Raw genomic sequence first — 25,150 nt, 5'->3', positions numbered from 1 at the left:
AATACTGGTAATGATTCCTTATCATGTACAAGGGACCAAACAAACAATTATTTACAGGAGGATGTAAAACGTATGAGCGATGAAAACAAAACAAGAGAAGAAACTGCTGCTTCCTTAGAAACAGCTCCAGCTCCGAGAAAAGCACCAACAAAGTTAATCATCGGATTGGCGATTTTATTTGTGCTTATTGGTGCAGCGGTTACGTTTGGCTATGTATTCACGAAATCACCAAAGCAATTATATTTAATATCTGAAGTGAATACATACAACAAAATGGCCGAAGAAATTGAAACGAAATATGGCGAAAGCTTAGCATTCCAAGAAAAAGCACTAGAGCAACCATCAAGCTCAGCGGCTTCTATCAGCGGTGATTTTTCAATGAACTCACTTGCTGCTGATCCATCTTATCAAATGATTCAAGATATGATTAGCAAATCGACGATTAATGTAAAAACAGAGCAAGACCCTAAAAAGCAAGAAACATATGGTTCATTAACGCTTGATATTGGTAACACAAAAGCACTTGACGTAGAAGGTTATCAAACAAAGGAACAAATTGGTTTTAAAGCACCAATTTTAGCAAATCAATTCTTCTATTTAAACCTTGATGAGTATGGTCAGGTTATGCGCATGTTTGACCCATCATATACGGGTCCAGATAAGCTAGAACTAAACCAAATTAAGGTGGAAGATTTAGAACTAACGGAGAAAGAAAAGAAAGCAATTGCAACAAAATACGGAAAGTTCTTCTATGATAACTTAGATGAAGACTACTTTACAAAAGAAAAGAACGCTGAGTATAAACAAGGTGATGAAACGTTAAAATTCACGCGTCTAAAGCTTGAAATGAACCAAGAACAAACGGAGAAATTTGTTCAAAAGCTTGTAGCGGAAATGGCAAAGGATGATGAGCTACAAACAATCATTGCAAAACGCGTTGCAACGATTGCTGAATCATCTGCTGCAACAGATCCAGAAATGGCTGAATTAACAGATGAAAAAGAAGTGAAAAAACAGCTAAAAGAAGGCTTGGACGAATTTAAAACAGATGTGAAAGATCTTAAATTCCCTAAAGGCTTTAAATCAACAGTTTACATCAATGATGATGAAGTAATTGTGGATCGTAACGTAGAGTTTGCTGCAACTTCAGCTGATGACAAAGACAATGTAGGAAATGTAAAAGTAGCAACAAAAGATGTAGAATACGCGGACAACAAGCGTGCTCAACAGCTAGCTCTTACGATTGGAAATGACAACAATGATAGCAAAGTAGAGCTTGATGTGACAAACGACATTACAGCTGACGGAGAGAAGAGTTCTGAAAAGTTAGTTGCTAGCGTTAACGCTTCTGATTCAACAACAGAAGACCTAAACTTAAAGTTCACAATGGATTCAGTTGTGAATGGAAAAACGGATGCGAAACAAACAGCTGATCGCAAATTCACGCTTGACTTGGGTGATCAAGCTCCTGGCTACACGTTCAGCGGTGACCTTAAGCAAGATCAAAACATTGATGCTTCAAAAGGAAAGTCAGATTACAAGTTTGATATTAACTTAAAAGTTGGTATGCCGACAGATTCAGCTGATATCAACTTAAAGATTAACTCAAATTCTGAATTAAAAGACGCGGCGGATATTCCAGCAATTGATTCTAAGAACGGTAAAAACGTAAAAGATATTACGCCAGTTGATTTAATGAAGATTCAAGAAGACTTCTACACAAACTTACAAGGTTTAATGATGGATCTTGATATTTCTTAATCTTAACAGTTAGTAGTTCATACAAAAGCGGATGACGTGTGCAGCATGTTATCCGCTTTGTTAAATTTATCAGGTTTGCAGTAGGTCTGAATCTACTTGTACAACCATATAGTAAACTATCATACCTAGTTACAATTCTAATGTAATAATGCAGGGAGAGAAGAGCAGGTGAAGATATTCTTTTATTTATGCTCATTCACATGGAAGGCGATGCTAAAAAACTGGAAGTCTTTTAGCCTGCTTCTACTTGCTCCTGTTCTATTCTTAATAGGAGCAGGGGTCATACTAACAGAAACAATGGAGGATGAAGCACGGATACAAAAGTTTCCGGTGGCAATTGTCGATGAAGATGATACGCTTCAAACAGAATACGTCATCAAACAGTTAACGGAAAGTGAGCAGTTAAGCTCACTTATCAATCCTGTGTATCCAACAAAAACAGAAGCACAACAAATGCTGTCCAAAGACGAGATTGCGGCGTTTGTTGTTTTACCAGATGGCTTTAGTCATTCGATTGCAACGGGAGAAAACATGCCTCTTGTTGTAGTGGGGAATAAAAACAAGCCGCTTCAAGCCCAGCTTTTTCGCTATGTCATGGATAGCGCAGCTGACTATACATCCGCTGCTCAAAGCGGCATTAATACAATCGATCACTTTCTACAAGAAGAAGGAGCCAGCACGGAAGAGAGACAATCTGAATTTCGTCGCAGCCTTCTTTCATTTGGGCTTCATGTTCTTGATCGTGGAAGCGTGTTTGAAGAACGAATAGCGACGTCTTTATTTCAGCAAGATATGAAGCAGTATTATATTCTCTCGTTCTTTTTAGTACTGCTCATGATTTGGAGCTACAGCAGCATGCTTTTTGTAAAAGGACTTCATTCAAATTCAGTGCTTAAGCGTATGCAGACGCACGGAGTATCCTCACTACACGTTCATCTTGCTCAGTTTAGCAGTATGTTCTTACTCGTTTTCGTTTTAGCGCTAGGATTATACGCAGTAGGAATAGAGAAGCTTGACTTGTCACTATCGTACACGTGGGGGCAACTAATTGGCAGCGTTGCAGCTAGTTCATTCGCTTTTTTAGCAACGTTTGCTCTCTTGCAAGCTATCTTCGTCAGTGAAAAGCTGTATCAGCTAGTAGGCGTTCTGTTCCTTGCTGCAGCTTCTCTTGTAGGCGGACATATTTTACCTAGCGTTTATTTACCAGAGTGGTTGCTAATGCTTCAAACCTGGTCTGTTAACGCCTGGTCGCTGCAGATGATGTTTGGCTTATTTGGAGGCTATGAGTCAGTAGACTGGTCAGAATCAATGAGCTGGCTCGTCGTTTACGGTCTCACTGCTTTTAGCTTGTCGCTCCTCTGGACGGCACTGTTTCAAAAAAGGAGAGTGAGCCTATGAATCTCATGATGGAGAAGCTGAAGGCTATTATCCGAAAGCCATTTTTATTGATACTTCTTCTGGTGCTTCCTGCTGCAGGTGCTTATGTAGGCCAAATGTTTCTTCAAAACGTTGAGAACGATGTGAAGATTCCAGTTGCCATTGCGGATGAAGACCAAAGTAAACTTTCTAAGGAAGTAATCCAGCGAGTTACGACGAATGAGAGAATTAAATTGATAGCTACAACGGCTGATGAAGGAGAAAAAAAGCTTCTCCGAAATGAAGTAGATAGCTTATTTATCGTTCGAGAAGGCTTTATGGATAATATTAAAAAAGAAGATTATGAAGAAACGATTGAGCTGGTGAAAATGCCAGCGTCAGTTGCGACGAGCGTTGTAGAAGAAGTGATTGCTAGTGAAGTAACTCGCTTATCGAGCAACAGTAAAGCTGCTATTCAAGTAGAACGCTTGTATGAACGTTATCGTTGGGAAAAGCCCGAAACCCTATGGGAAGATGCGTATCGCTATACGGACGAGCAGTGGAAGCCAGAACCGTTAATGACCATTCAATATGTGACTGGTGGACAAGAAGGTGCACAACCTGATGAGAAGCAACAGACTATAAATCGCTCTGTTCCGCTGTGGGGCTTTTTGACGCTTGTTGTGTCGCTCATGGCGATGGAATGGGTCCTAAAGGAAAAAGGGCCTATTTTCAAGCGAATGAAGACCTTGCCAAAAGGCGTCATGTCTTATGTGTATCAATCGGTAGCAGCATATGGGTTTGTTTTGATCATCCAAACTGTCCTGAGCTTTTTCTTCTTTTTGAAAGTCGGAGCGGTGACAGATAGCAGAGTACTGCTGCTAATGCTTATATATCTCTGCTTTTGCTTAGCGTTTAGCTTTTGGCTAGCTACGGAATCACGTCACCTCGGGCGCTACTATACCGCAGGATTCTTGATTGCGATGATGCTCAGTATTATCGGGGGCGTATTTTTCCCAATCAGTGACATAGCGGAGCGGCTAGGCGCAATTGCTACATGGATTCCTCAGCATCTATTGGTTACGCAGCAGCTTGTACTTGCTAAAGAACTTTGGATTCAGCTTGGAACAATACTAGTCATCACCATTTTATTATGGTTAAAAGCAGTGTGGAATGTGAGGTCGATTACGTGATTTCAATTGAAAAAGTAAGTAAGCGTTATGGAAGAAAAAAATCATTAAATAAAGTGTCTTTGCATGTAAAAAAAGGTGAGGTACTGGGACTGCTAGGACCAAACGGTGCAGGGAAGTCTACGCTTTTATCCATTTTAGCAACGCTCACTAAGCCTTCGGGTGGCGAAGTGGTCATCAACGGTCAGCGTTTAAAAAAAGCTAAAAAGCACATTCGCAGTCAAATTGGCTACGTCCCGCAAGATATTGCACTGTGGGAAGAACTGACGGTAAAAGAAAACATGCGACTGTGGAGTAAAATGACGGGGCGATCCGTATCAGATGATGAGCTAAAAACACTTTGTAAATCTGTGCAGCTAGAGGGGAAATGGAGCGAAAAGGTTCAAAATTTATCAGGCGGAATGAAGCGGAAGCTCAATATCGCCGTTGCGCTCATTCATAAACCAGCGATTTTACTTATGGACGAGCCGACGGTGGGAATTGATTTGCAGTCGAAAATGGAGATTGGCAGATACATTCAAAAGCTTACGAGAGAAGGAAAAACAGTCATCTATATTACGCATGACTTGAATGAAATTCTAGGTTTATGCCACCGATTTGCTGTGTTAAAAGAGGGAGAAGTACAGTTTATCGGTACGATGGAAGAAGCGAGAACCGCAACAAGACAACACAGTGACGAAGCCGTCATCTATCAGCTCCTTCATCCAGCAGTGCAGCGTGGTTATTAAAAGTCGTCTCTACAAGTTAGGGCGGCTTTTTTATTTGTGATAAAATGTAATATATATATTGAATTATGTCATGTATATGTTACAATTAAAATGGAAGTAATTGGTATATAGTTAAAAATAATGTGAAGTTATTTCGAGTTCAAGCAGATTTAACTCAAAGTGAGTTGGCTGAGAAGGTTGGCGTAACAAGGCAAACGATTAGCCTAATTGAAAAAGGGAAATATAATCCAACTTTAAAACTATGTTTAGAAATTTGTTATGCAGTCGATCAAACGCTTAACGATGTTTTTTGGGTAGAAAGAGAGGGCTCCAATGAAGAAAATAAAAGATGAACGCCTTATTGTTCAAAACTTAAAAAATATTCGAGTGGCTTTTATCATTCAAACATTAGGGATTTTATCCTTATTAGTTTATGACGGGTTACAAAACGGTATTTTACATGCTTATGAAAACCCCCTTTGGTTTATTTTTATTTTAACGGCTGTTGTATTAGGTTACTTAAATTTGAAGATATCAGTGGATGTTTATGACAACAAACGTGAAAATCTTGTTCCTTATTATATTATTCCCCTTGGCAGCTTCCTGCTTGGAGGAGTGTTTACACTAATTGTGACAGCTGGTCCCGATGGAAACCTTCAAAGTGGATTGCTAGTAGGAAGCGTTGTAGGACTTGTGTTTTTTCTAACTTTTACATACGGACACTATTTAGTAAAAAAGAGAAATGAAGAGTAAAAGAGGCGGAGACATAAGTCTTTCGGTTAGCGATTTATCGGAACGATTGAGAGATAATTCGGAAACCAATTTAAAAAAAGAGTGGAATGGAACGAACGTGTTCTTACAACCTAACGATGTTAAAACAGTCATGATTCTTCTTTGAGAAGGGATCATGACTTTTTTATATTTCAGCTTGTTTTTTTACAGGACCTTCTAAAATTGTGTCGAAATTAAGATTGTGAAATTGTGAACAAACTTTAACAAAATGGTGAACAGTATGGTCAACTATAAAAGAAGTTTTTAAACTAGGAACTACAATCTGCTAAGAGAAGAGAAAATTCTCTTCCTACATAAAGGAGGAAATGTTTGTGTTTGAGTATGATCCGGTCTTGTATAGTCGAATCTTAACCGGTTTAACACTAGCTGTGCATACGATTTTCTCAACATTAGGAGTCGGGGTTCCACTCTTAATTGCACTTGCTGAATGGATAGGAATTAAACGAAACGATGAACACTACCACTTGCTCGCTAGAAGATGGGCACGCGGATATATCATCACGGTTGCTGTCGGAGTTGTGACAGGTACAGCGATTGCACTGCAGCTGAGTTTGCTATGGCCAAACTTTATGCAGGTAGCTGGTCAAACCATTAGCTTTCCGCTCTTTTTAGAAACATTTGCGTTCTTCTTTGAAGCTATTTTCCTCGGAATTTATTTATATACGTGGGATCGCTTCAAAAATAAAATGTATCACTTGCTGCTGTTAATTCCAGCTGCGCTTGGTGCAACCGCATCGGGTTTCTTTATTACAACGGTAAACTCATTTATGAACGCACCGCTGGGCTTCACATATGAAAACGGCGTGCTTTCAAATATTAATCCGATTGCGGCTATGCTCAACCCGGCGACGCCGACAAAAGTGTCGCACGTTTTATCCTCGGCTTATTTAACGTCTGCGTTTGTGCTTGCAGCTATTGCAGCTTTTGCAATTTTACGAGGACGCGATCACGTTTATCATAAAAAAGCGCTGCATTTATCAATGGTCGTTGCGTTTGTCTTTGCCATTGTAACGGCACTTGTTGGAGATTTGTCAGGCAAATATTTAGCAAACTATCAGCCTGAAAAACTCGCAGCGGCTGAATGGCATTTTGAAACAATGGAAGAAGCTTCGCTAATTTTAGGCGGTATTTTAACCGAAGATAACGAAGTGAAGTACGCGCTTGAAATTCCGTATGCGCTCAGTATTTTAGCTCACGGAACTCCGGGAGCTGAAGTCATTGGGCTTGAAGAATACCCTAAGGAAGATTGGCCGCCACTTGTTGTTCACTACATGTTCGACTTGATGGTTGCAATTGGAATGGGACTTGCGTTCATTTCATTTATTTACATTGTGATGAAAAAGAAAAAATCATGGAATCCGCTTAACAAACCGCTTCTTAACTTAATAGTAGCCGGTGGGCCGCTAGCGATGCTTGCGATTGAAGCAGGATGGTTCTTTACAGAAGAAGGACGTCAGCCTTGGATTATTCGAGGCGTTATGCGTACAGCAGAAGGAGCAACAACGTCTCAGCACGTTGATATTATGCTTTATCTGTTCGCTGCTTTATACGTCATTTTAATTGTATCGGCCGTGACGGTTCTTATTCGTACCTTTAGAGCAAATCCTGTCGAAAAAGAATTGAAAAAACGCGGGATTGAATAGGGAGGACTACTATGAGCTATGAAGTAATTGGTATCACGGTACTATGGACATTTTTATACGGTTATTTAATCGTTGCTTCAATTGACTTTGGAGCAGGGTTCTTTAACTACTATGCATCGGTGACAGGGAAAGGACATGTTGTACAAAAAGTAATCAATCGTTACTTGTCTCCGGTATGGGAAGTAACGAACGTATTCTTGATTTTCTTCTATGTTGGATTAGTTGGTTTCTTCCCGTCTCTTGCTTATTATTACGGAACGGCACTGTTGGTTCCTGGAAGCATCGCAATTATCTTAATTGCGCTTCGCGGTTCGTACTATGCGTTTCACCACTATGGAAACAAAGGGCGTCTAGGCTATCAACTTTTATACGGAGCAACGGGACTTTTAATTCCAGCTTCACTTTCCATCGTCTTGACGATTTCAGAAGGTGGTTATATTAAGCTAAACGGCACGAATGTTTCACTTGACTACGGGGCGTTGTTCACCAGCTTTTATTCATGGGCCGTTGTGCTTCTTGCAGTGGTGAGCGTTCTGTATATTTCTGCTTGTTTTTTAACCTTTTACGCGCACAAAGCAGGAGATGAAGGGGCATTTCGCATTTTGCGTAAATACGCATTGTTTTGGAGTACACCTACGATTTTGGCTAGCTTCCTTGTCTTTTGGGCCATGTCAGATCATAACAGTGAGCACTTTGCGAAAATGTTAAATGTATCGTGGCTGTTTGTTTTGTCATTCTTGTTCTTTGTCGGAGCCGTTTATTTTATCTGGAAGAAAAAGCGTCTTGGTTTATCATTTATCTTTGTCATGCTGCAGTTTGCCACAGCATTTTACGGGTACGGAGCGGCGCATTTACCGTACTTACTCTATCCGCACGTGACGATTTATGATAGCTTCACAAACGATACAATGGCCATCACGCTTATCATTTCCTTTCTTGCAGGACTATGCTTGCTCGTTCCATCATTATACTTATTGATGCGACTGTTTCTATTTGATAACGAGTACGTGCAGGGTAAGAAGTGAAGGAGGGACGAAATGTGAATACGTTTTTGATTATGATAGCACCTGTGTTGCTTGTGGTTGGTGCAATTGTGTTTTTGTTCATCTGGGGGGCAAAAGGAAAAAGCCCTTATCAGTAAGTACTGCTAACTAAACGTAAGGAGACCGATTGTGTATGGAACTGCTGAGAAAACGAGCATTTGCACATAAAAAAATGATGATTCCGCTCATCCTATCATCGTTGCTAAACGGTGTGATGTTAGTTGGCCAAGCATATTTCTTTGTGTACATTGTCGACCAAATCTTCTTGAAGGACGCGTCGTTTCAAGACGTGCTTCCTTCTTTTATTTATTTATTAATTGTCTTAACTGCTCGGGTGCTGTTTATCTATCTATCAAGAAAACTAGGAATTAAGCTTGGTGAAAAAGTGAAGGGTGAAATCCGAGAAGAGCTTTTTGAAAAATATGCAAACAACCCTTTACAAGCTTCGTTAAGCGGCCAAACGGGTAAAAAAGCGAGCGTAGCGATGGATGCGATTGATGAAGTGGATAACTACTTTAGCTTCTATATTCCGCAGGTCATCCAAACGAGTATTTTGCCGCTTATTATCTTACTTGCCGTGTTTACGCAGCACTGGTTTTCAGGATTATTAATGATGATAACCGCACCATTTTTCCCGATTTATATGATTGTGATCGGGTTAAAAACGCAAAAAAAAGCGGATGTTCAAATGGAAAAAATGACGGCTTTTTCAGGTCATTTCCTCGATGTTCTGCAAGGATTAACGACGCTGAAGCTCATGCGCAAAGCAAAGGTGCAAAAAGACAAGATGAAAGAGAAAAGCTTTGAATTTCGTGATGCGACAATGGATGTTTTGAAAACAGCATTTTCATCTTCTCTGGCACTGGAGTTTATTGCGATGCTAAGCGTTGGTCTCATCGCCTTTGAGCTTGGCCTACGCCTTGTTGTATTTGAAAATATTACGTTTTTTGCATCGTTTTTTATTTTAATTCTCGCACCGGATTTTTATCTATCGCTTCGAGATTTAGGTAGTGCATTTCACGCTGGAAGAGGTAGCATCGGGGCAACGAATAAAATCAAAGAAGAGCTTGAAGCTTCCGAACACGGAGTGAAGTGGGGAAATCATCGAGTAGAGCAAGGGCAACCTGCTCATATCGTGCTGGATGATATTCATTTTTCTTATCAAGAAGGAGCATTTTCATTACGTGACGTTTCGTTAATCATTAAGCCGTTTGAAAAAGTAGCGATTATCGGTCCAAACGGATCAGGAAAAACAACGCTGCTTCGATTGATTTCGGGTTTAATTGATCCAACAGAAGGACAAGTAGTCATTAATGGAAAACAGCGAACTGACATTAGCGAAGCGGATTGGTTTGAATCTATCAGCTATATTTCTCAGCACCCGTATTTATTTTCCGGAACGATTAAAGAAAATATTTGCCTTGGTACACAAACTCAAGTGACGGAAGCAGAACTTATAAAAGCAGCCGAAAAAGCGGGGCTGTTACCGCTTATTCAGTCGATGGAAGCTGGCTTTGATACGCTGATAGGTGAAGGGGGAAGAGGCCTCTCTGGCGGTGAGAAACAGCGCCTTGCACTAGCTCGTGCATTTATTAAGCAGCCTTCTCTCATTGTATTTGATGAACCGACAACTGGTCTCGATTTAGTAACGGAACAAATTCTACAATCATCCATTAAAGAGCTAAGTGAGCGAGCAACCATGATTACCGTTGCTCATCGACTTTATACGATTCGAAATGCGGACCAAATTGTTTATTTGCAAGACGGAAAAGTCATTGATTCAGGAACGCATGATGAATTAATGACGCGCATTGACAGCTACCGCGACATGATGCAGGCGCAGCAAGGAGAGGGTGTTAGATGAGAAACTTACTGACAATCAGCACAATTGTACTGAAAGAAAAAAAGGATATTGTATATACGACGATATTCGGTGTACTAGCAGGGCTCATCGGCATCTCTTTATTCGGTGCAAGCGGGTATGTCATCTCCAAAGCAGCTCTTATTCCACCGCTGTATACGTTAACGGTTATGCTTGCGCTTTTAAAGCTGTTTGGTATTGCAAAAGCTGTAACAAAATATGCGGAGCGTTATTATTCACACCGAGCAACTTTTACGATTTTGGGAAACCTGCGCGTACGCTTTTTTGAAAAATTAGAACCGCTCATGCCTAGCGTACTTCATCAGTACCGCAGCGGGGATTTACTAGCACGAATTGTTGGAGACGTAGAAAATTTACAAAACTTTTTCCTGCGGGTATTCTATCCGCCAATCGTTTTTTTCTTTGTTTTCATTAGCACCATTTTCTTTACATTGTTTTACTCAGTTTGGATTAGCGTGACCTTAGCTATTGGAATGCTCCTCACGGGGGTTGTTGTACCCATGCTTGCTGCGTGGAGGCAGCAGCGTTTAAAAGCATCTACTCAAGAGCTCAGAAGTGAGCTATCAGCAGAAACAACGGAGTTTTTATACGGGTTTCGAGATTTAAAAGTTCATCAAAAAGTAGGAGAAAAGCAAGGAAAGCTAACTGAATTATCTAAGCTTTATTTAAGCGCTCAAGCAAGAAAGCAAGAAGCGGAAAACGCAAGCCAATCGTGGAGCTTAGTTATTTCCATGTTCGTATGCTGGGCCGTAACTTTATTCGGCGTCTATGACGTCACGCGAGGCGAGCTGGACGGGTTATTCCTAGCAATGCTTATTATGATTGGACTGAATGTATTTGAATATGCAGTTCCAATGGCTGCATTTCCGACTCATTTCGAAGATAGCCGTCGCTCTTCGGCGCAGCTGTTTTCTGTTATGGGTAACCAGAAAGAAGTGAAGAAGCGTGTTTCAGCTGTGCTTCAAGATGAACCGATGGACGTAGAAGTGAGAAATCTATCATTTGCGTATGGAAATCGCAACGTACTAGATGATGTCTCTGTTACGTTTTCAGCTGGCTCAAAAACGGCAATTGTAGGACCTAGTGGTTCTGGTAAATCCACTTTGTTTCAACTGCTCGTCAAGCTGTATGAGCCTACCTCAGGCACCATATCCATTAATCAAGAGTTCTTAACGAATGTTGAACAAGAAGATTTGTGGAGCTATACGAATGTCGTGATGCAGGAAAATCATTTTTTCTACGGGACGGTTCGTGACAACCTCCTGCTAGCAAATGATAACGCGTCTGATATCGAGTTAAAAGCAGCGTTACAAGCGGTGGAGCTACATGCGTATGAGCTCGATGATCGCATCTTAGAAAAAGGTGAAAACCTATCTGGAGGCGAGCGTCAAAAGTTAGCAATGGCTCGTGCATTTTTGAAAAAAGGCCGAATTTGGCTACTGGATGAACCTTTCTCATCAATGGACTTGCTAACGGAACAAAAAGTGATTGCCGAGCTAACACAAAAAGCAAAGGACGCAACGCTTATCTTCATTAGCCACCGTCTTGCTGGCTTAGAGCGGATGGATCAAATTATTGTCATGGATGAAGGCAGAGTGGTTGAAGTTGGTTCGTTCTCTGAGCTGATGAGTAAGAAAGGTTACTTTTATCATTTAAAGCAAGTAGAAAAAAGCATTTTATTTTCATGATAAAAGCGTATCAGACCTAGCTGATGCGCTTTTTGTTATATTTGTCTTTACATATCGTTCATACTTCCTTAATGCTTCTATGGTAGCCTAACGATAACAGCATGAGGAGGGGATATGAAATGAGATTATTTCAACGTATAGCTATGCTTTTACTTGTAGGGATCTTATTGTTTACCACGTATCACCATGCTTTCCAAACGCATTTTACAGCCTCGTCTAATGATTTAATTCACGTGCAACTTTTAGGAATAAACGACCTTCACGGTCAGTTAGATCAATATCAGCAGCTCCAAGGTAAACGAGTAGGAGGAGCTGAGTATCTCGCTTCTCATTTGCAAGCATACCAAGAAAAAAATCCGCACACGCTTCTCGTTCACACCGGTGATATGGTCGGTGGGAGCCCTCCTATTTCTTCGTTATTTAATGATGAACCAACAATTGAATTTTTAAATTTGCTAAACGTTGATATTGGTACGCCAGGCAATCATGAATTTGATCGTGGAGTAGCAGAAATGAAGCGCTTAATTCATGGTGAATCCCCTCAGGAAAAAGGAAACTTTAAAGGAGCTACAGCACAGTACACCTCAGCCAACATTTTAGATAAGAAAACGGGTGAAACCGTGTTTCGGCCGTATGTCATCAAAAAAATAAACGGAGTGAACATGGGCTTTATCGGAGTTGTCACAACGGATACAAACGATTTTGTTTTGGCAAATAGTCGAGAAGAAGTAATGATTACCGATGAGGTAAATGCCATTAACAAAAGCGTAAAACAACTGAAAGAGCAGGGCATACGTTCTATTGTCGTCTTAGCTCATGTTTCTGTGCAGTCTGATCAAAATGGTGGGAATCCAAAGGAAGATTTAGCTGAAATGGCATATAAAGTAGATGACGAAGTAGACGTCATGCTAGGAGCTCATAACCATCAGTACGCTAATACCGTTGTCGATGATAAGCTGCTCGTTCAGGCTTACTCCTATGGAAAAGCTTTTTCACAAGTTGAGCTTGGGGTTGATAAGCGTACTGAAGAGATTGCTTACAAACAAGCGGAAATTGTACCCGTAGAACATGAATCCGTAAAGCCAGACCCAAAAGTAATGACGTTTTTACAAACGTATAAAGATCAGCTTGGTACGGATGCTGGTAAAAGCATTGGAACGCTTCCTTATCAGCTGACGCGTAAAAAAAATGAGCGAGCTGAGTCGCCTCTTGCTCAGCTTGTGGCAGAAGCAAGCAGAAAAGAAATGCAGGCGGATATCGCGCTTGTTCATCATGGGGGAATTCGAGCGAGCCTTCCGAAGGGCGACGTGACGAAAAAAGATTTGTATACAGCTTTTCCTTTTGAGCATCATCTCGTCAAGATTGAAGTAACAGGGGGAGACCTGTACGAAATTTTGGAACAGCAGTGGAGTGAAAAATATGATGCAGCTTTACAAACAGTGGGCATTACAGTGGAATGGAATGACTTAGCGCCGTTTGGTGAGCGGATTGAAGAGATTAAAGCAGAAAGCGGTGAGCCGATTGAACTGACTCAAACGTATACGATTGCTCTGTCAAACTATCTGCAAGAAGGTGGAGATGGCTTTTCAAAACTTACAAGTACGAAAGTTTTACAGAAAGGTCCGCTTATAGTAGATGCTGTAGCTATGCATTTTGAAGATAGCTATCCATTAGTTGTTCAGAAATGAAAAAAGCTGCCTCGAGGCAGCTTTTTCGGTTATATTTCAATTTTTAGTGCTTCTTGTTGCACTTCGTTTTCTTCCTGAGATAATTGACGAACTTCTACTTCTTTCATTTGATGTCCGTCCATTTCTTTTGCCGTGAATTCATATCCGTATAGAGTGACGGATTCATTTTCTTGAATATCAATGTTTTGAAGAAGCATCCATCCACCGAGCGTATCGATGTCTTCGTGCTCAAGTTGAATATCAAGCACTTCATTTACTTCATCAAGCAATACTTTTGAATTGAAGATAAAGTGTTGATCGCTAAGCTTTTGAACATACGGCTTTTCATCTGTATCAAACTCATCGCGAATTTCCCCAACAATCTCTTCTAAAATATCTTCAACCGTTACAATACCAGCTGTACCACCATATTCATCAATAAGCACCGCCATATGCGTACGCTGTTTCTGCATGGATAGTAGTAAATCTTGAATTGGGACTGATTCAATGACTTGAATAATTGGTTTCATATACGTTTTGACAGGCTGATTACGCACAGCATCGTTTAAGACCACATCGTTTAGAATTTCTTTGATGTTGACAAGGCCGATAATATTATCTTTATCCCCATCAATGGTAATTGGATAACGAGTATAGCGATCTTCTACAGCCACTTTTAAAAATTCGTCAATTGTATCGTCTTCAGAAACAACGGCCATTTCAGTTCTTGGCACCATGATTTCACGAGCAACGCGGTTGTCAAATTCAAAAATGTTGTTTACATATTTGTATTCAGATTGATTAATTTCGCCGCCTTTATAGCTTTCTGATAAGATGATGCGAAGCTCTTCTTCACTGTGCGCTAGCTCGTGCTCTGAGGCTGGTTTTAATCCAAATAAGCCTGTTAATAAGCGAGCTGAACCGTTAAGTAACCAAATGAAAGGAAACATGACTTTATAAAAGACAATTAACGGTGGTGCAAACAGAAGCGTCACCGTTTCAGCTTTTTGAATCGCCGCCGTTTTCGGTGCTAACTCTCCAACAACGACGTGGAAAAACGTAACCGACGCAAAAGCGATTACAAACGAAAGCACGTGTGAAACGGAAGATGGAACACCTAAGTCTGCGAAAACTGGATTTAAAATGCGCTCAACTGTTGGTTCACCTAGCCAACCTAATCCAAGTGCTGTAATGGTAATACCAAGCTGACATGCGGATAAGTATTCATCTAGGTGAGTCGTGACGGTCTTCACTGCGACCGCTCCTTTTCGACCTTCTGCTACGAGCTGATCGACACGAGAGCTACGAAGTTTTACAATCGCAAACTCTGTCGCAACAAAATAAGCAGTTAAAGCAATTAAAAAGGCAACTAAAATTAAATTAATGGTTATCAATGAACATACTTACTCTGCGTAAGCAAAGTAAGTAAACACCTCCTGTAAATAATCAAATTACGACAAGAGCATGAGAAGTGAGTGCGTGAGAGTGGCTCTAGTGATTGCTTAACAGAAGTTTTTTCACCGTCATTAAGCCTTTTATTCTTGACGCTACACTTTTTGTCGTCGTGTATAATGATGTTGTTATAAGCTCGTCTTTATGAAGGAGGGTCTTGTTTTCTATATGGGATGTATTCTCCAATTGTTGCTTCCTTTTTCTAAGCAAAAGCCCTTTTTGTTTTAAAGCTTCAATAAGACGAAGATGTACGAGTAATTCTTTTGAATAGTAATTTACCGTGCGTTTTGTTATAAATGCCATCTCTGCAAGCTTGCTAATTTTATACATCGCAATCCCATCAGAAAACCACCTCCCTTCAAGTAGTAATAGGAATAAATAGTATAGTCGCTCAAAAATTGATTTGAAAAATAGTATACTATAAAACTATGTTTGATGACAAAAAAACGATTGAACAGAGTGGGAAATTAGTTTAAACGATACGAACGGAAAGAGAATTTCCTAAAATAGTAAATGTGTCTTTTCTTTTTTTAGTTGCTCGGTTATGATGAAAGCAATGATTACATAGGAGGGCAAGGATGGAGTTTAAGAGAATTCACCATGTAGCAATCATCGCAAGTAATTATGAGCAATCAAAAGCGTTTTATGTAGAAAAGCTAGGAGCGCGTATTTTAGAAGAGACATATCGAGAGCATCGCGACTCTTATAAGCTAGACTTAGAGCTAGCGCCAGGAGTACAAATTGAGTTGTTTTCATTTCCAAATCCTCCAGCTCGTCCATCACAACCAGAGGCTTGTGGTCTTCGGCATTTAGCTTTTGCTGTTGAAGACGTGGAAGCAGCAAAAGTAGAGTTAGAGAGTAGAGGCATTGAGGTAGAACCGATTCGAGTGGATGAGTTAACAGGAAGGTTATTTACGTTTTTTGCAGATCCAGACGGCCTTCCGCTTGAGTTGTATGAAGAGAATGGGTATTAAAAAAGGAGCGGACGCCGCTCCTTTTTTTAGTGCATTAGTTTGAGATCAGTCAGAGGCCAATATTTCACATCGACTTCACCAACGATGTCTGAGACAGGTGTTAATCCGAAGTGTCGGCCATCGCGGCTTATTCTACGGTTGTCTCCGAGTACAAGGACGAATCCATGAGGAATGATGCCGTCATTTACGAGTTCTTCGGTAGAGAAGTTTTCAGTGAAGCGTTCGTATGTCGGGATATGCTGTAGGTATTTATGTAAGTGAGGTTCACTTACTTTTTGGTTATTAATATAGAGCTGGTCATCAATGTATTCAATCTTTTCGCCTGCAACACCGATTATTCTTTTAACGAGGTACTCGTCTTGGTCATGAGGAGAGTGAAGGACGACGAGATCGAAGCGTTGATAGTTGCTTAGTTTATTAATAATAATACGGTTGCCTTCTTGAAGCGTAGGATTCATAGAATCTCCTTTAACGGTATAAGGCTGAAAGAAATACTGTTGCACAATAAGAGAAAAGAGAAGTGTTCCGAGAATGATGGAGCAATAGATTATGATTTCTCGTTTTATGCGAGTTTTTCTCAATATAAGAGCACCTTCTTTTTTTAAGTGAATCGTTTTGTTAAATCAAATAGAAAGAATAAAGAACAGAATTGATTGTACCATTGTTAGCTAAAGATTTCCATTTGTATATGCGTGTTATTCATATTTTCATAGGAGGGAAGACGCATGCAATGGGTCGTGATTTTCACTCCGGATTGTTCGCTTTCCACGTGGCTCGCGCCTGCCTTCCTCGTCATTGCGTTTCTGCGGGGTTTCAAGCCGTCTTGGTAATTCCGTAGGAGTCAAACGTTTCCCATTTCACTCACAGGCTACTGACATAGCTAATACACCCTTTATTATAATAATTGGTTATAAGGGGTAAGGAGGAAAAACAAAAAACCCTGCCCTCCCGTAGTGTTGGGAAAGCAGGATTTTAGTATATCTCTATATTAAGCTGATGGTTCACCTTGTGTTGATAAAGGTTTTTCTAGATCAGCTTGTGGTTCTGAGTGAGTGGCTAGTTGCGTTTCTAGTTCGGCAATTCGTTTTGTTTGTTGCTTGTTTTTACTTTTAAGCTGAGTGATTTTAACAAAGCTTAGTGAAGCAGCGACGACACCACCGAATACAGCCGATGTTAAAATAATTAAAATAAGTGGCCAGTCTTGTGAGCCAAAGACATAGTTAAATTGAACTGGCTCATTGTTGATGACAGCTAAGATAGCAATAATAAGAGCGAAAATAAGACCTAAAATGAAAAAGCTTTGTCCTTTCATTAGGTGCACATCCTTTCTGAAGATAGATAAAGGAGCAAAATTAAATTTTATACTACCTTTACATATACTTAACCTATATTATTCAACTATAAACATTTTTTATTATAATTAAGTTTTAACAAAACACAATATGCAAAAACACCCGTCCTTTGTGTAGTTTAGGATGGGTGTTTTGCTGTTAGCTGATTAGAATGCTTGTAAGCTATTTTCTTCTAACCATTGTTTACGCTCTGCTGCATCTTCAAATAATGAGTCTGCATCTGTAAATTGTGAAGCAATCACATATTCAATTGTTGTTAATGGTGCTAGAAGTAGACGCCAGTTCAATACTAGCTCACCGTTTTCCATCGTTGCATATGTATCTTGCAGTTCCTTCCACGCTACAGAGTCAGGTGCATCTGCTGCTTGTTTTTTCACTGTTTTTAGTGCTTCGCTGAATTTTTCATTTGCTCGTCCTTGGTACCATTCTGTTAAAAGGTTTTGAATTCCCTCGTTTGTTTCTTGTTCAGACCAGGATGATGGCACTGTTGCGATAAATTTAGCACGGAACGTCATCTCAGGTTGCTCCACATTATCACGAATGATGTTTAAGCGGTACTGACGACCTAAATACGAAAATTTGTCATCGTTTTCAAAAGATGACGTCTTTGCTTTAGGTGCAGCTGGCGTTTTGTTCTCAGTTTTTGCTTTTTCGGCTTTTTTAGCAGCTGGTTTTTTTGCTTCGGTTGGTTGATTACCACCGTTAAGTTGTTTTAAAATCCAAGTCGCTTTACGAGAAATAACAGAGCGAACGTTGTGCTCGTTTAAGCCTCGTGGGATAATTACGGTTACCCCTTCATTGTCACAAATTTGGACCGTAATATCGGTTTTATTTGGAACGACTTTAATTTTGTAGTCAATTGTTTGATTGCCAATTTGATACGTATACATATAGTTTTTCGTGCTCCTTTCTACAAATCTTCATTTTATAAGCAAAGGTAGAGTTTGGTCAAATGAAAGAATAATCAGAAAATTATCCAAGGATTTAATTAAAGAATTACATTACGTTTTTTTTGTTAGTTTTTACGTAAAGAAAGGAAAATATTCTCGCTTTACTATGCATAGGTTAAAAAGAGTGACAAAACTGAAAAAAAGAAAAATTTAAAAAATACTCTTGCTAAATAGGAGATATTTGGTATAATGAAATCTAATTTAAAAAGTTATCACGAGTGGACGAGAGATCTGGCTCTATGACTCCACAGCAACCTACCAACGTAAGGTGCTCCTACCAGCAAAGCATTAGCTTTGGGTGATAAGACGGGTGAAAGCTCATTTTGCATCTAAAGCAAAATGAGCTTTTTTGATTTTATTAGAAGGAGAGATACGGATGACACAAACGATTATAAAGAATCATGAAGAAGTGTTAAACGATGTATTAAATCAATTGAAGGAGATTAATGATTTTACCTGTAGAAAGCTTGAGACGTTTTACGAAATTGTAGTAAAGAGCGGAAGGGATACGTATGCCATTGGAATTGACTGCAAAGTTATTGAGGGCTACACAGAAGAAGGTTTAAAAGAAGCTTGTATAGCAAAATTAAAGCGAGTTGGATGGCTGAAAGGTACATACGCTTAAGGTTGTATTCATATCAATTGCAGTCTTGTCTATAATCATGATAAGATGCTTATCTTCTCTCTTTTCTTTTTTCGTTGAAAAGAGATGATATTTGTCGAAATTTTTACACAAAATAACCGTTACAACTTGGTTGGAATTGTGGTAAGGTATAAAACAAGAATATTCTAACAATTTTAAAAGGAGGCTGAACATGGAGCTGTTAATTGAACATGGAAATGACGAAGGTAGCGAACAATTTATTGATCGCGTACTAGACTTCTTAGAGGACGACGAATAAAAGCCTAGAAGATTGCTTCTGGGCTTTTATTCGTCGTAAACGTAAATGTATTGTAAAAGAGAAAAAGAGCTTATATTGAGTCAGAAAAGCATTATAAGCTTAAGGGTTATTTTATTAAAGATTGCTAAACTTTCGCCATTTCCCCCTTCACGTAATGAAATCTTATGGTATTTACTTTTTAATTTGAGAATGTGCTATTTTCGTCAATTTTATTTCCAAAGCAATAAAATTGACGAAAATGGTAATTTTTATGTTATGGATATATAGGAAATTAATTGTAATGGATGTAGAATTAAAAAGGAGGGGGAATTATATGAACGAGCTTTTTATAGCGGTGTTAGCACTTTTCTTACTATGTTTATCAGCATGTAGCAATTCACGGGAACAATTAGTGAGGGAGTTTAGTAAATATAAAGAATTAGAAGGATTAGACGTTCTGTTACAAACAACTCCACAACCTGTTGCAAACTCTTTATTAGCTTTTTATGAAACAATCGATCATAAATTTGGAGTGGTAGAATTTGATGGAGATAATAACTTAAAATCGGAAAAGAGAATTGAAAATATTACAATAAGTACACGGTGAAATTCTTAGATGATAAAGAGGAAGCAGTATACATTGAGCAAGTTGAATTTTATAATGTGACGTTAGATGAGCTTTTGAAAAAACAGTCAAGCACTGAACAAGTAGCTGAAGATAAATCAGAGAGCGAACTATATGAAGAAGAGAAAGAAGCTGATGATTTAAAAGCTCCTTCTGATCGCGGTTTCGTTGTTGGCCTCATCTTAATAGTGAGGAGCGTCTTTTTAGATGTGGGTGTGCTTTCAATTCAACTATACTGTTGGTTATCGGTTTAGGTACTATGGTGTTTTATGATGAAATCGTCCAGGTATTTCAAGCGATAAGAAAAGACTTTAGCCAAAAAAGCTAAAGTCTTTTCTTAGTTAAGAGCTAGGTGTTATTTCTTTGGGTGAATAGTCGAGTTCAATATGACGTTGAAGCAGAAGGAGCGCACCGAATGTTAATACAGCTCCAATTAAAAATGGATACATGCTGTTCAGTTCAAAAGCAAAGGCTCCCATCAGAGGCCCGAAAATCCTTCCTAAGCTATCCATTGATGAATTAATACCTGAAGCTGACCCATAGCCGATATTCGTTTTAAGGGTAATCAGAGCGAGTACACAAGGGCGAATAAGGGCATTGCCGGCTGTAAAGATGCAAAGGAAAACCGTTGCGTTAAATAAATTGGATGAAAATAAAATGGATGCAAATCCGACCGCTGAGACAATTAAACCAACAGCAATTAGCTTTTTCTCATTTCCTTGCTTAAATCGCTGTAAAACCCCGCCTTGAATAACAGCTTGCGTAACGCCACTGGCCATAAACATCCAGCCAATCATGGTAGGGGTTACATCAATGCGTTCGATTTGAAAAAATTGAAAAGTTGCTTCAAGGCCAGCTAGCGTAAACGTTCCAAAAAAGGAGAGTAAATATAAATACTTCATTGCGCCTTTAAAATCCGTGTTGAAATCTTGCAGCGTAGTTTTCTTTTCCTGAGAGACGCTTTCTTGCTGGAGCGATTCCGGTAATGCAAAGAAAGCATAGGTCGTCATAATTAGTGCCAATATCCCTGAAATGGTAAATGGGAAAAATAAGCTCACGGACGATAACAGTCCACCTAATGCTGGTCCAAAAATAAAGCCAAGCCCGATTGTCATTCCTAAAAGGCCCATTGCTTTTGTGCGATTTTCTTCCGTGGTAATATCAGAAGCGTAAGCGAATGCACATGGAATAACCGCTCCGGCAAATAAACCTCCAAGAATACGTGATATGTACATCAGAACGAGTGAGTCATTAGCGAATGAAAAAATAAAGAAACTAGCGCTAAATCCGATTAAGCCCGTAAGAAGAACGGGTCTTCTACCTTTTCGGTCAGATAGACTTCCCCAAAATGGAGCGATCAAGAAAGATGCGATAGAATAACTTGCCATTAAGAGTCCAAGGTTAACTGAGCTAGCTCCAGTTATGCGAATGACTTCTGGCACAATCGGAATAATAATGCCGAATCCGACAAAAATCATAAACATGATAAACATAAGCGTGCCAAGCTGTTTTTTCATATGAAGCTCCTTTCAATGAAGACGTTTTCTGTATATTCAGTATACCAAATAACGAAAAGGATTCCACTTAAATCCAACGTATCTCAAATAAAAAAGCGATGCATAAGCATCGCTTTTAGTGTGGTAAAAACACAAGTTGATATAAGAATAGAACAGCAAATACATAAACAAGGGGGTGAACCTCTTTTGCTTTACCTTTTACAATCTTCATTAGTGGATGTGAGATAAAACCTAGCGCAATTCCAGTTGCAATGCTTGATGTCAGAGGCATTGTTAAAATAACAAGAAACGCAGGGAATGCTTCATCAAATTCGCTCCAGTTAATCTTTGCAATAGAGCCCATCATTAAGCTACCTACAATAATTAAAGCTGGAGACGTAATCGCTGCAATGCCTGAAACGGCGCTTACAAGCGGGCTAAAGAACGCAGCAATAATGAATAAAAGAGCTACGGTTACGCCAGTTAAACCTGTACGTCCACCTGCAGCAACACCAGCTGAAGACTCAATGAAAGCAGTTGTTGGACTTGTTCCAAACATTGCACCAATTGATGTACCAAAAGAATCTGCAAGAAGAGCTTGGCGTGCTTTTGGCATATGGTTATCTTTCATTAATCCTGCTTGTTGTGCTACACCAATCATCGTACCTGTTGTATCAAAAATGGTTACCAGTAAGAAAGAAAATACAACAGCATACAAACCGTGCTGAATAACGTCACCAAACGCAGTTAGCGGATTGGTAATTAGGAGTCCTTCTGGTAGAGAAGGGGCAGACACAAACCCTTGGTCAAATGAAAGCTGACCTGTGAAAAGCGCGATAACGGCTGTAATAAGCATACCGAAAAACAATGCCCCGTTGATATTCATTGCATATAGCGCAATGGTAATGGCCAATCCCACTAAAGTGAGTACAACGCCAGGAGATTGAAGATCTCCTAAGCCTACAAGGTTGGATTCGTTTGCGACAATAATACCTGCTGAACGAAGGCCGACAAAGGCGATGAAAAGGCCAATACCAGCTGTAATTCCATGTTTTAAGTTGCCTGGAATGGCTTCGATTAATTTCTCACGAAACGGCGTGAGCGACAAAATAACGAAAATAATACCTGCGACAAACACGGCCGCAAAAGCAATTCTATAATCGATGTTACCGTGTGAACCGACAACAGAGTATGCAAAATATGCGTTTAATCCCATACCTGGCGCAATTGCAATTGGATAATTGGCGGCAAGTGCCATCCACAACGTACCAATAACGGCTGAAATGATGGTTGCCATAAATACTTGATCAAACGGTACACCTGCATCTGATAAAATTACAGGGTTTACAACCACGATATAAACCATTGTTAAAAACGTAGTAATTCCAGCTAAAACCTCTGTTTTAGCATTCGTGTTAGCTTCTTGTAACTTAAACATAAGTACCTCCAAAAATAACGAACATTAAAAGCAACATGATATATAATATTCGTTTTTAGAGATAAATGCAAGCCATTTAATTAAAAAAGAATATTATTTTACCTATGATTTCACAAGGTGGACTTTTGCCAGCGTGTATCATTAGTTTGTACGATTGCTAACAAATTAAAAGGCTATACAACAATTGGAAATTTCAGTTTAACGGTTAAACGCTGGTGGTAATAAAGATAATCCAGATAGCCGTTAGAGTGCCGAACTAGCTCATGAATGACAAATGTCCCAAGTCCTTCATGGCTTCCTGATTTGGTGGTTTTGTTAAACTGTTTGAATAGTTGATCCTGCAGCTCATTAGAGAGTGGAGGTGTGGAATTGGTCACTTCCAGTATATAAATTCCACTTTTAACTAGAGATTTAATACAAATATACTTCTCGTCTGTGCACCGTGCCGCATCAAAGGCATTTTCCAAAAGGTTTACCAATAGGTTCATTTGATTAAGCTTTGTGATAGGAAGCTGTGATAACGGGTTTTCAAACTGAAAGACTAGCTCAATGTTATCTTGGGCTGCTTGTTGTTTCCATTGATATAGCATGGAAGCGATATGTCCGCTTTCGCCTTGCATGTATGTATTGGTGTTCTGAAGTGCATCCACATATTGCTGCATATATGCATTGGCTTTTTGATGTTGCTTACTATCCATAAGGTAGGACACGGCGCTAATATGCTTCATAAAATCATGTCGCTCAGCCCGAATTTGTTGGAATACTTCATTTACTTTTGAGAGTTCAGCTGATGCTGCAAGTTCGCGTTTACTAATCGAGAATAGGTAATTATGTACGCTTGCGATTTCAAAGTAGTACATCAATAGCACAGCCAGTAATAGTAGGAGTAGTAAAGGTGAGTTAGTACACCACATGCCGCTGACTATACAAATTGAGAACGTGCATGAAATCCACGAAATAGGATGGGTAAAAGAAACTCGTTTCATGTACACATATACGCTGCTCCACATGACTGTACAGATAAATATGATGGTCCAAGTGGATAATGGTTTGAAGAGTAAAACAGCTGTGGTACATAGAGCTGTTATTAATAAGAGATATTTCATACAAACAAGCTCCTTTAGAAGTAATGTCGCTGTAATAGGTCTAAGTTTCCTTTCGTAATAAGTGCCGTTTGATTGGTTTGTTGAAACGAAATGGAATAAGAGTGTTTCGTATGTAATTAAAACCAAAAATGTAGAGGTTCAGCTTCCTCCCCGCGAAAAGCGAGTGTCCGTAGCGTAATAGAACGAGCTTGTTCTTACAACCTAGTGATGTTGAAGAAATAATGTTTCGTCTTTGAGAAGGGATTATTTCGTTATGTTGCAGCTCCTTCTTTGTTGAATTCCCACTTTCTTTGCCGAATTCCTTCTAGTTTTGTCACGAATGAAGGGAATCTTTGTTTCGTAGCGAAGTTGCTAGTATAACAAGAAGATGGAGGGATTACGATGGCAATAAAAACGCTTGACGTGGCCAAACAGTTAGGAATTCATCCGAGTACGGTTTTGAAATGGGCAAAGCTTGCAGACATTGATATTCAACGAAATGATGCTGGACACTGGGAGTTTACAGAAGAAAATGTTACGAAGCTTGAGGAGTTTAAGAACAATCGGAATCGCCAAGCGGTTGTGAAAGTGGTTGAAGCAAGTGATGATCGCATTGAGCAGCTTCAAAAACAAATGGATGAACTTTATGAGAAGTGGTCAGCTCATGAAGAAGTGGCGGCTTCAGTAGCGGTTGATGATAAGGACAACCAAAAGCTACATGATGTAGAAGCTCAGGTATCTGTACTGCAAGAAAAGCTTGAGGCTTATCAGTCTGCAAAGCACAAAGAAGTAGAAGAGCCTAATCAAGAAATGCAACGGCAAATTGACCAGCTATTAATGCGCTTAATTGAAAATGAAAAAAGAACGGAAGAAAAAGCAGGAGAAGTGGTCACGTTTCAGCTTCTTGAGCACCGAAAAGAAATTGATCAGTTAACGAAAAAGATGATAAAGCTCCAAGCAAAGGTAGAGGAATTTGAAACGCGCTTAAAAGACAGTCAGTTTGCAGCCGCGAAAAAGCCTCCAAAATGGCGCACGTTTTTAACAGGATTATTTACGTATTAGACATGCTTACGCTTATCGCAAGCATGTTTTTTTTATGGCTTTTTTTCTGAAAAAAGAAAATACTATCTTTTAGGAAGTTTTATCTTGACGATAAGCATGTTTATTT

Annotated in this window: 24 protein-coding genes and 1 riboswitch; of the genes, 17 read left to right on the top strand and 7 right to left on the bottom strand. The window is 39.5% G+C overall.

Annotation, left to right across the window (positions count from 1 at the left end):
• Positions 1-72 precede the first annotated feature (72 nt).
• From AS180_RS09525 to AS180_RS09475, 12 genes are all read left to right on the top strand, one after another.
• Complete coding sequence (locus AS180_RS09525) at positions 73-1,761, top strand: DUF6583 family protein (protein WP_062686741.1); 1,689 nt, start codon at positions 73-75, stop codon at positions 1,759-1,761.
• Positions 1,762-1,971: 210 nt separating this feature from the next.
• The gene (locus tag AS180_RS09520) at positions 1,972-3,159 is read left to right on the top strand and encodes an ABC transporter permease (protein ID WP_025910166.1); all 1,188 of its coding nucleotides are present in this window, start codon (positions 1,972-1,974) and stop codon (positions 3,157-3,159) included.
• Positions 3,156-4,310, top strand: a complete 1,155-nt coding sequence (locus AS180_RS09515) for an ABC transporter permease (protein WP_025910168.1) — start codon at positions 3,156-3,158, stop codon at positions 4,308-4,310. Before AS180_RS09520 ends, AS180_RS09515 begins: the two co-directional genes overlap by 4 nt.
• Positions 4,307-5,035, top strand: a complete 729-nt coding sequence (locus AS180_RS09510) for an ABC transporter ATP-binding protein (RefSeq protein ID WP_025910170.1) — start codon at positions 4,307-4,309, stop codon at positions 5,033-5,035. Before AS180_RS09515 ends, AS180_RS09510 begins: the two co-directional genes overlap by 4 nt.
• A gap of 107 nt (positions 5,036-5,142) precedes the next feature.
• Positions 5,143-5,367, top strand: coding sequence for a helix-turn-helix transcriptional regulator (locus AS180_RS09505; protein ID WP_025910172.1), 225 nt, complete (start codon positions 5,143-5,145; stop codon positions 5,365-5,367).
• Complete coding sequence (locus AS180_RS09500; RefSeq protein ID WP_025910174.1) at positions 5,348-5,767, top strand: hypothetical protein; 420 nt, start codon at positions 5,348-5,350, stop codon at positions 5,765-5,767. The genes AS180_RS09505 and AS180_RS09500 overlap by 20 nt, the downstream gene beginning before the upstream one ends.
• 350 nt (positions 5,768-6,117) lie before the next feature.
• Positions 6,118-7,449 carry a cytochrome ubiquinol oxidase subunit I gene (locus AS180_RS09495; protein WP_025910176.1) on the top strand — a complete coding sequence of 444 codons (1,332 nt, stop codon included), beginning with the start codon at positions 6,118-6,120 and terminating at the stop codon, positions 7,447-7,449.
• 11 nt (positions 7,450-7,460) lie between these two features.
• The gene (locus AS180_RS09490; protein ID WP_025910177.1) at positions 7,461-8,474 is read left to right on the top strand and encodes a cytochrome d ubiquinol oxidase subunit II; all 1,014 of its coding nucleotides are present in this window, start codon (positions 7,461-7,463) and stop codon (positions 8,472-8,474) included.
• 14 nt (positions 8,475-8,488) lie between these two features.
• A complete protein-coding gene (gene cydS / locus AS180_RS24035; RefSeq protein WP_373688673.1) occupies positions 8,489-8,590 on the top strand; it encodes a cytochrome bd oxidase small subunit CydS family protein in 102 nt (33 codons plus the stop codon).
• Between the two features lie 35 nt (positions 8,591-8,625).
• Positions 8,626-10,356, top strand: a complete 1,731-nt coding sequence (cydD, locus tag AS180_RS09485) for a thiol reductant ABC exporter subunit CydD (protein ID WP_025910178.1) — start codon at positions 8,626-8,628, stop codon at positions 10,354-10,356.
• Positions 10,353-12,062, top strand: coding sequence for a thiol reductant ABC exporter subunit CydC (cydC, locus tag AS180_RS09480; RefSeq protein WP_025910179.1), 1,710 nt, complete (start codon positions 10,353-10,355; stop codon positions 12,060-12,062). The genes cydD and cydC overlap by 4 nt, the downstream gene beginning before the upstream one ends.
• A gap of 119 nt (positions 12,063-12,181) precedes the next feature.
• Complete coding sequence (locus AS180_RS09475) at positions 12,182-13,750, top strand: bifunctional metallophosphatase/5'-nucleotidase (RefSeq protein ID WP_025910180.1); 1,569 nt, start codon at positions 12,182-12,184, stop codon at positions 13,748-13,750.
• 29 nt (positions 13,751-13,779) lie between these two features.
• On the opposite strand, the gene AS180_RS09470 is transcribed toward AS180_RS09475, so the two are convergent.
• Positions 13,780-15,123, bottom strand: coding sequence for a hemolysin family protein (locus AS180_RS09470; RefSeq protein WP_025910182.1), 1,344 nt, complete (start codon positions 15,121-15,123; stop codon positions 13,780-13,782).
• 636 nt (positions 15,124-15,759) lie between these two features.
• Between AS180_RS09470 and gloA2 the strand changes: the two genes are divergently transcribed.
• A complete protein-coding gene (gene gloA2, locus AS180_RS09460; RefSeq protein ID WP_025910184.1) occupies positions 15,760-16,155 on the top strand; it encodes an SMU1112c/YaeR family gloxylase I-like metalloprotein in 396 nt (131 codons plus the stop codon).
• Between the two features lie 26 nt (positions 16,156-16,181).
• Here the strand turns inward: gloA2 and lepB are convergent, their stop codons facing one another.
• From lepB to AS180_RS09445, 3 genes are all read right to left on the bottom strand, one after another.
• Positions 16,182-16,736 (bottom strand): signal peptidase I, encoded by a 555-nt coding sequence (lepB, locus tag AS180_RS09455; RefSeq protein WP_025910186.1) that lies wholly within the window; start codon positions 16,734-16,736, stop codon positions 16,182-16,184.
• A 407-nt stretch (positions 16,737-17,143) separates the two neighbouring features.
• Positions 17,144-17,467 (bottom strand): LapA family protein, encoded by a 324-nt coding sequence (locus tag AS180_RS09450; protein WP_025910188.1) that lies wholly within the window; start codon positions 17,465-17,467, stop codon positions 17,144-17,146.
• A gap of 186 nt (positions 17,468-17,653) precedes the next feature.
• The gene (locus tag AS180_RS09445; RefSeq protein ID WP_025910190.1) at positions 17,654-18,397 is read right to left on the bottom strand and encodes a M48 family metallopeptidase; all 744 of its coding nucleotides are present in this window, start codon (positions 18,395-18,397) and stop codon (positions 17,654-17,656) included.
• Between the two features lie 266 nt (positions 18,398-18,663).
• Positions 18,664-18,765, top strand: a riboswitch (SAM riboswitch).
• A 68-nt stretch (positions 18,766-18,833) separates the two neighbouring features.
• On the opposite strand from AS180_RS09445, the gene AS180_RS09440 reads away from it, so the two are divergent.
• From AS180_RS09440 to AS180_RS09430, 3 genes are all read left to right on the top strand, one after another.
• Positions 18,834-19,082, top strand: a complete 249-nt coding sequence (locus AS180_RS09440; protein ID WP_025910192.1) for a hypothetical protein — start codon at positions 18,834-18,836, stop codon at positions 19,080-19,082.
• A gap of 590 nt (positions 19,083-19,672) precedes the next feature.
• Positions 19,673-19,945, top strand: coding sequence for a hypothetical protein (locus AS180_RS09435; RefSeq protein WP_025910194.1), 273 nt, complete (start codon positions 19,673-19,675; stop codon positions 19,943-19,945).
• On the top strand, positions 19,942-20,217 hold the full coding sequence (locus AS180_RS09430; protein ID WP_062686740.1) for a hypothetical protein: 276 nt from the start codon (positions 19,942-19,944) through the stop codon (positions 20,215-20,217). The genes AS180_RS09435 and AS180_RS09430 overlap by 4 nt, the downstream gene beginning before the upstream one ends.
• A gap of 87 nt (positions 20,218-20,304) precedes the next feature.
• On the opposite strand, the gene AS180_RS09425 is transcribed toward AS180_RS09430, so the two are convergent.
• The 3 genes from AS180_RS09425 to AS180_RS09415 all read right to left on the bottom strand — a co-directional run bounded on the left by AS180_RS09425 (position 20,305) and on the right by AS180_RS09415 (position 24,003).
• On the bottom strand, positions 20,305-21,480 hold the full coding sequence (locus tag AS180_RS09425) for an MFS transporter (protein WP_062686739.1): 1,176 nt from the start codon (positions 21,478-21,480) through the stop codon (positions 20,305-20,307).
• 115 nt (positions 21,481-21,595) lie between these two features.
• Positions 21,596-22,897, bottom strand: a complete 1,302-nt coding sequence (locus AS180_RS09420; protein ID WP_025910198.1) for an NCS2 family permease — start codon at positions 22,895-22,897, stop codon at positions 21,596-21,598.
• Positions 22,898-23,070: 173 nt separating this feature from the next.
• Positions 23,071-24,003 carry a sensor histidine kinase gene (locus AS180_RS09415; RefSeq protein WP_061785494.1) on the bottom strand — a complete coding sequence of 311 codons (933 nt, stop codon included), beginning with the start codon at positions 24,001-24,003 and terminating at the stop codon, positions 23,071-23,073.
• Between the two features lie 381 nt (positions 24,004-24,384).
• On the opposite strand from AS180_RS09415, the gene AS180_RS09405 reads away from it, so the two are divergent.
• Complete coding sequence (locus AS180_RS09405; RefSeq protein WP_025910203.1) at positions 24,385-25,044, top strand: MerR family transcriptional regulator; 660 nt, start codon at positions 24,385-24,387, stop codon at positions 25,042-25,044.
• The last annotated feature ends 106 nt before the right edge of the window (positions 25,045-25,150 follow it).

This window comes from Priestia veravalensis, from assembly GCF_001457055.1.
In the GTDB taxonomy this organism is placed as follows: domain Bacteria; phylum Bacillota; class Bacilli; order Bacillales; family Bacillaceae_H; genus Priestia; species Priestia flexa.
The sequence above is the reverse complement of the archived record's forward strand: the minus strand, read 5'-3'. Positions and strand labels throughout refer to the sequence as shown.

What these genes read in the sequence shown, in the direction of transcription:
- AS180_RS09525 (WP_062686741.1), top strand. Translation starts at nt 73, where the DNA reads ATGAGCGATGAAAACAAAACAAGAGAAGAAACTGCTGCTTCCTTAGAA.
- AS180_RS09520 (WP_025910166.1), top strand. Translation starts at nt 1,972, where the DNA reads ATGCTAAAAAACTGGAAGTCTTTTAGCCTGCTTCTACTTGCTCCTGTT.
- AS180_RS09515 (WP_025910168.1), top strand. Translation starts at nt 3,156, where the DNA reads ATGAATCTCATGATGGAGAAGCTGAAGGCTATTATCCGAAAGCCATTT.
- AS180_RS09500 (WP_025910174.1), top strand. Translation starts at nt 5,348, where the DNA reads ATGAAGAAAATAAAAGATGAACGCCTTATTGTTCAAAACTTAAAAAAT.
- AS180_RS09490 (WP_025910177.1), top strand. Translation starts at nt 7,461, where the DNA reads ATGAGCTATGAAGTAATTGGTATCACGGTACTATGGACATTTTTATAC.
- cydD (WP_025910178.1), top strand. Translation starts at nt 8,626, where the DNA reads ATGGAACTGCTGAGAAAACGAGCATTTGCACATAAAAAAATGATGATT.
- cydC (WP_025910179.1), top strand. Translation starts at nt 10,353, where the DNA reads ATGAGAAACTTACTGACAATCAGCACAATTGTACTGAAAGAAAAAAAG.
- AS180_RS09475 (WP_025910180.1), top strand. Translation starts at nt 12,182, where the DNA reads ATGAGATTATTTCAACGTATAGCTATGCTTTTACTTGTAGGGATCTTA.
- gloA2 (WP_025910184.1), top strand. Translation starts at nt 15,760, where the DNA reads ATGGAGTTTAAGAGAATTCACCATGTAGCAATCATCGCAAGTAATTAT.
- AS180_RS09450 (WP_025910188.1), bottom strand. Translation starts at nt 17,467, where the DNA reads ATGAAAGGACAAAGCTTTTTCATTTTAGGTCTTATTTTCGCTCTTATT.
- AS180_RS09445 (WP_025910190.1), bottom strand. Translation starts at nt 18,397, where the DNA reads ATGTATACGTATCAAATTGGCAATCAAACAATTGACTACAAAATTAAA.
- AS180_RS09440 (WP_025910192.1), top strand. Translation starts at nt 18,834, where the DNA reads ATGACACAAACGATTATAAAGAATCATGAAGAAGTGTTAAACGATGTA.
- AS180_RS09435 (WP_025910194.1), top strand. Translation starts at nt 19,673, where the DNA reads ATGAACGAGCTTTTTATAGCGGTGTTAGCACTTTTCTTACTATGTTTA.
- AS180_RS09425 (WP_062686739.1), bottom strand. Translation starts at nt 21,480, where the DNA reads ATGAAAAAACAGCTTGGCACGCTTATGTTTATCATGTTTATGATTTTT.
- AS180_RS09420 (WP_025910198.1), bottom strand. Translation starts at nt 22,897, where the DNA reads ATGTTTAAGTTACAAGAAGCTAACACGAATGCTAAAACAGAGGTTTTA.
- AS180_RS09415 (WP_061785494.1), bottom strand. Translation starts at nt 24,003, where the DNA reads ATGAAATATCTCTTATTAATAACAGCTCTATGTACCACAGCTGTTTTA.
- AS180_RS09405 (WP_025910203.1), top strand. Translation starts at nt 24,385, where the DNA reads ATGGCAATAAAAACGCTTGACGTGGCCAAACAGTTAGGAATTCATCCG.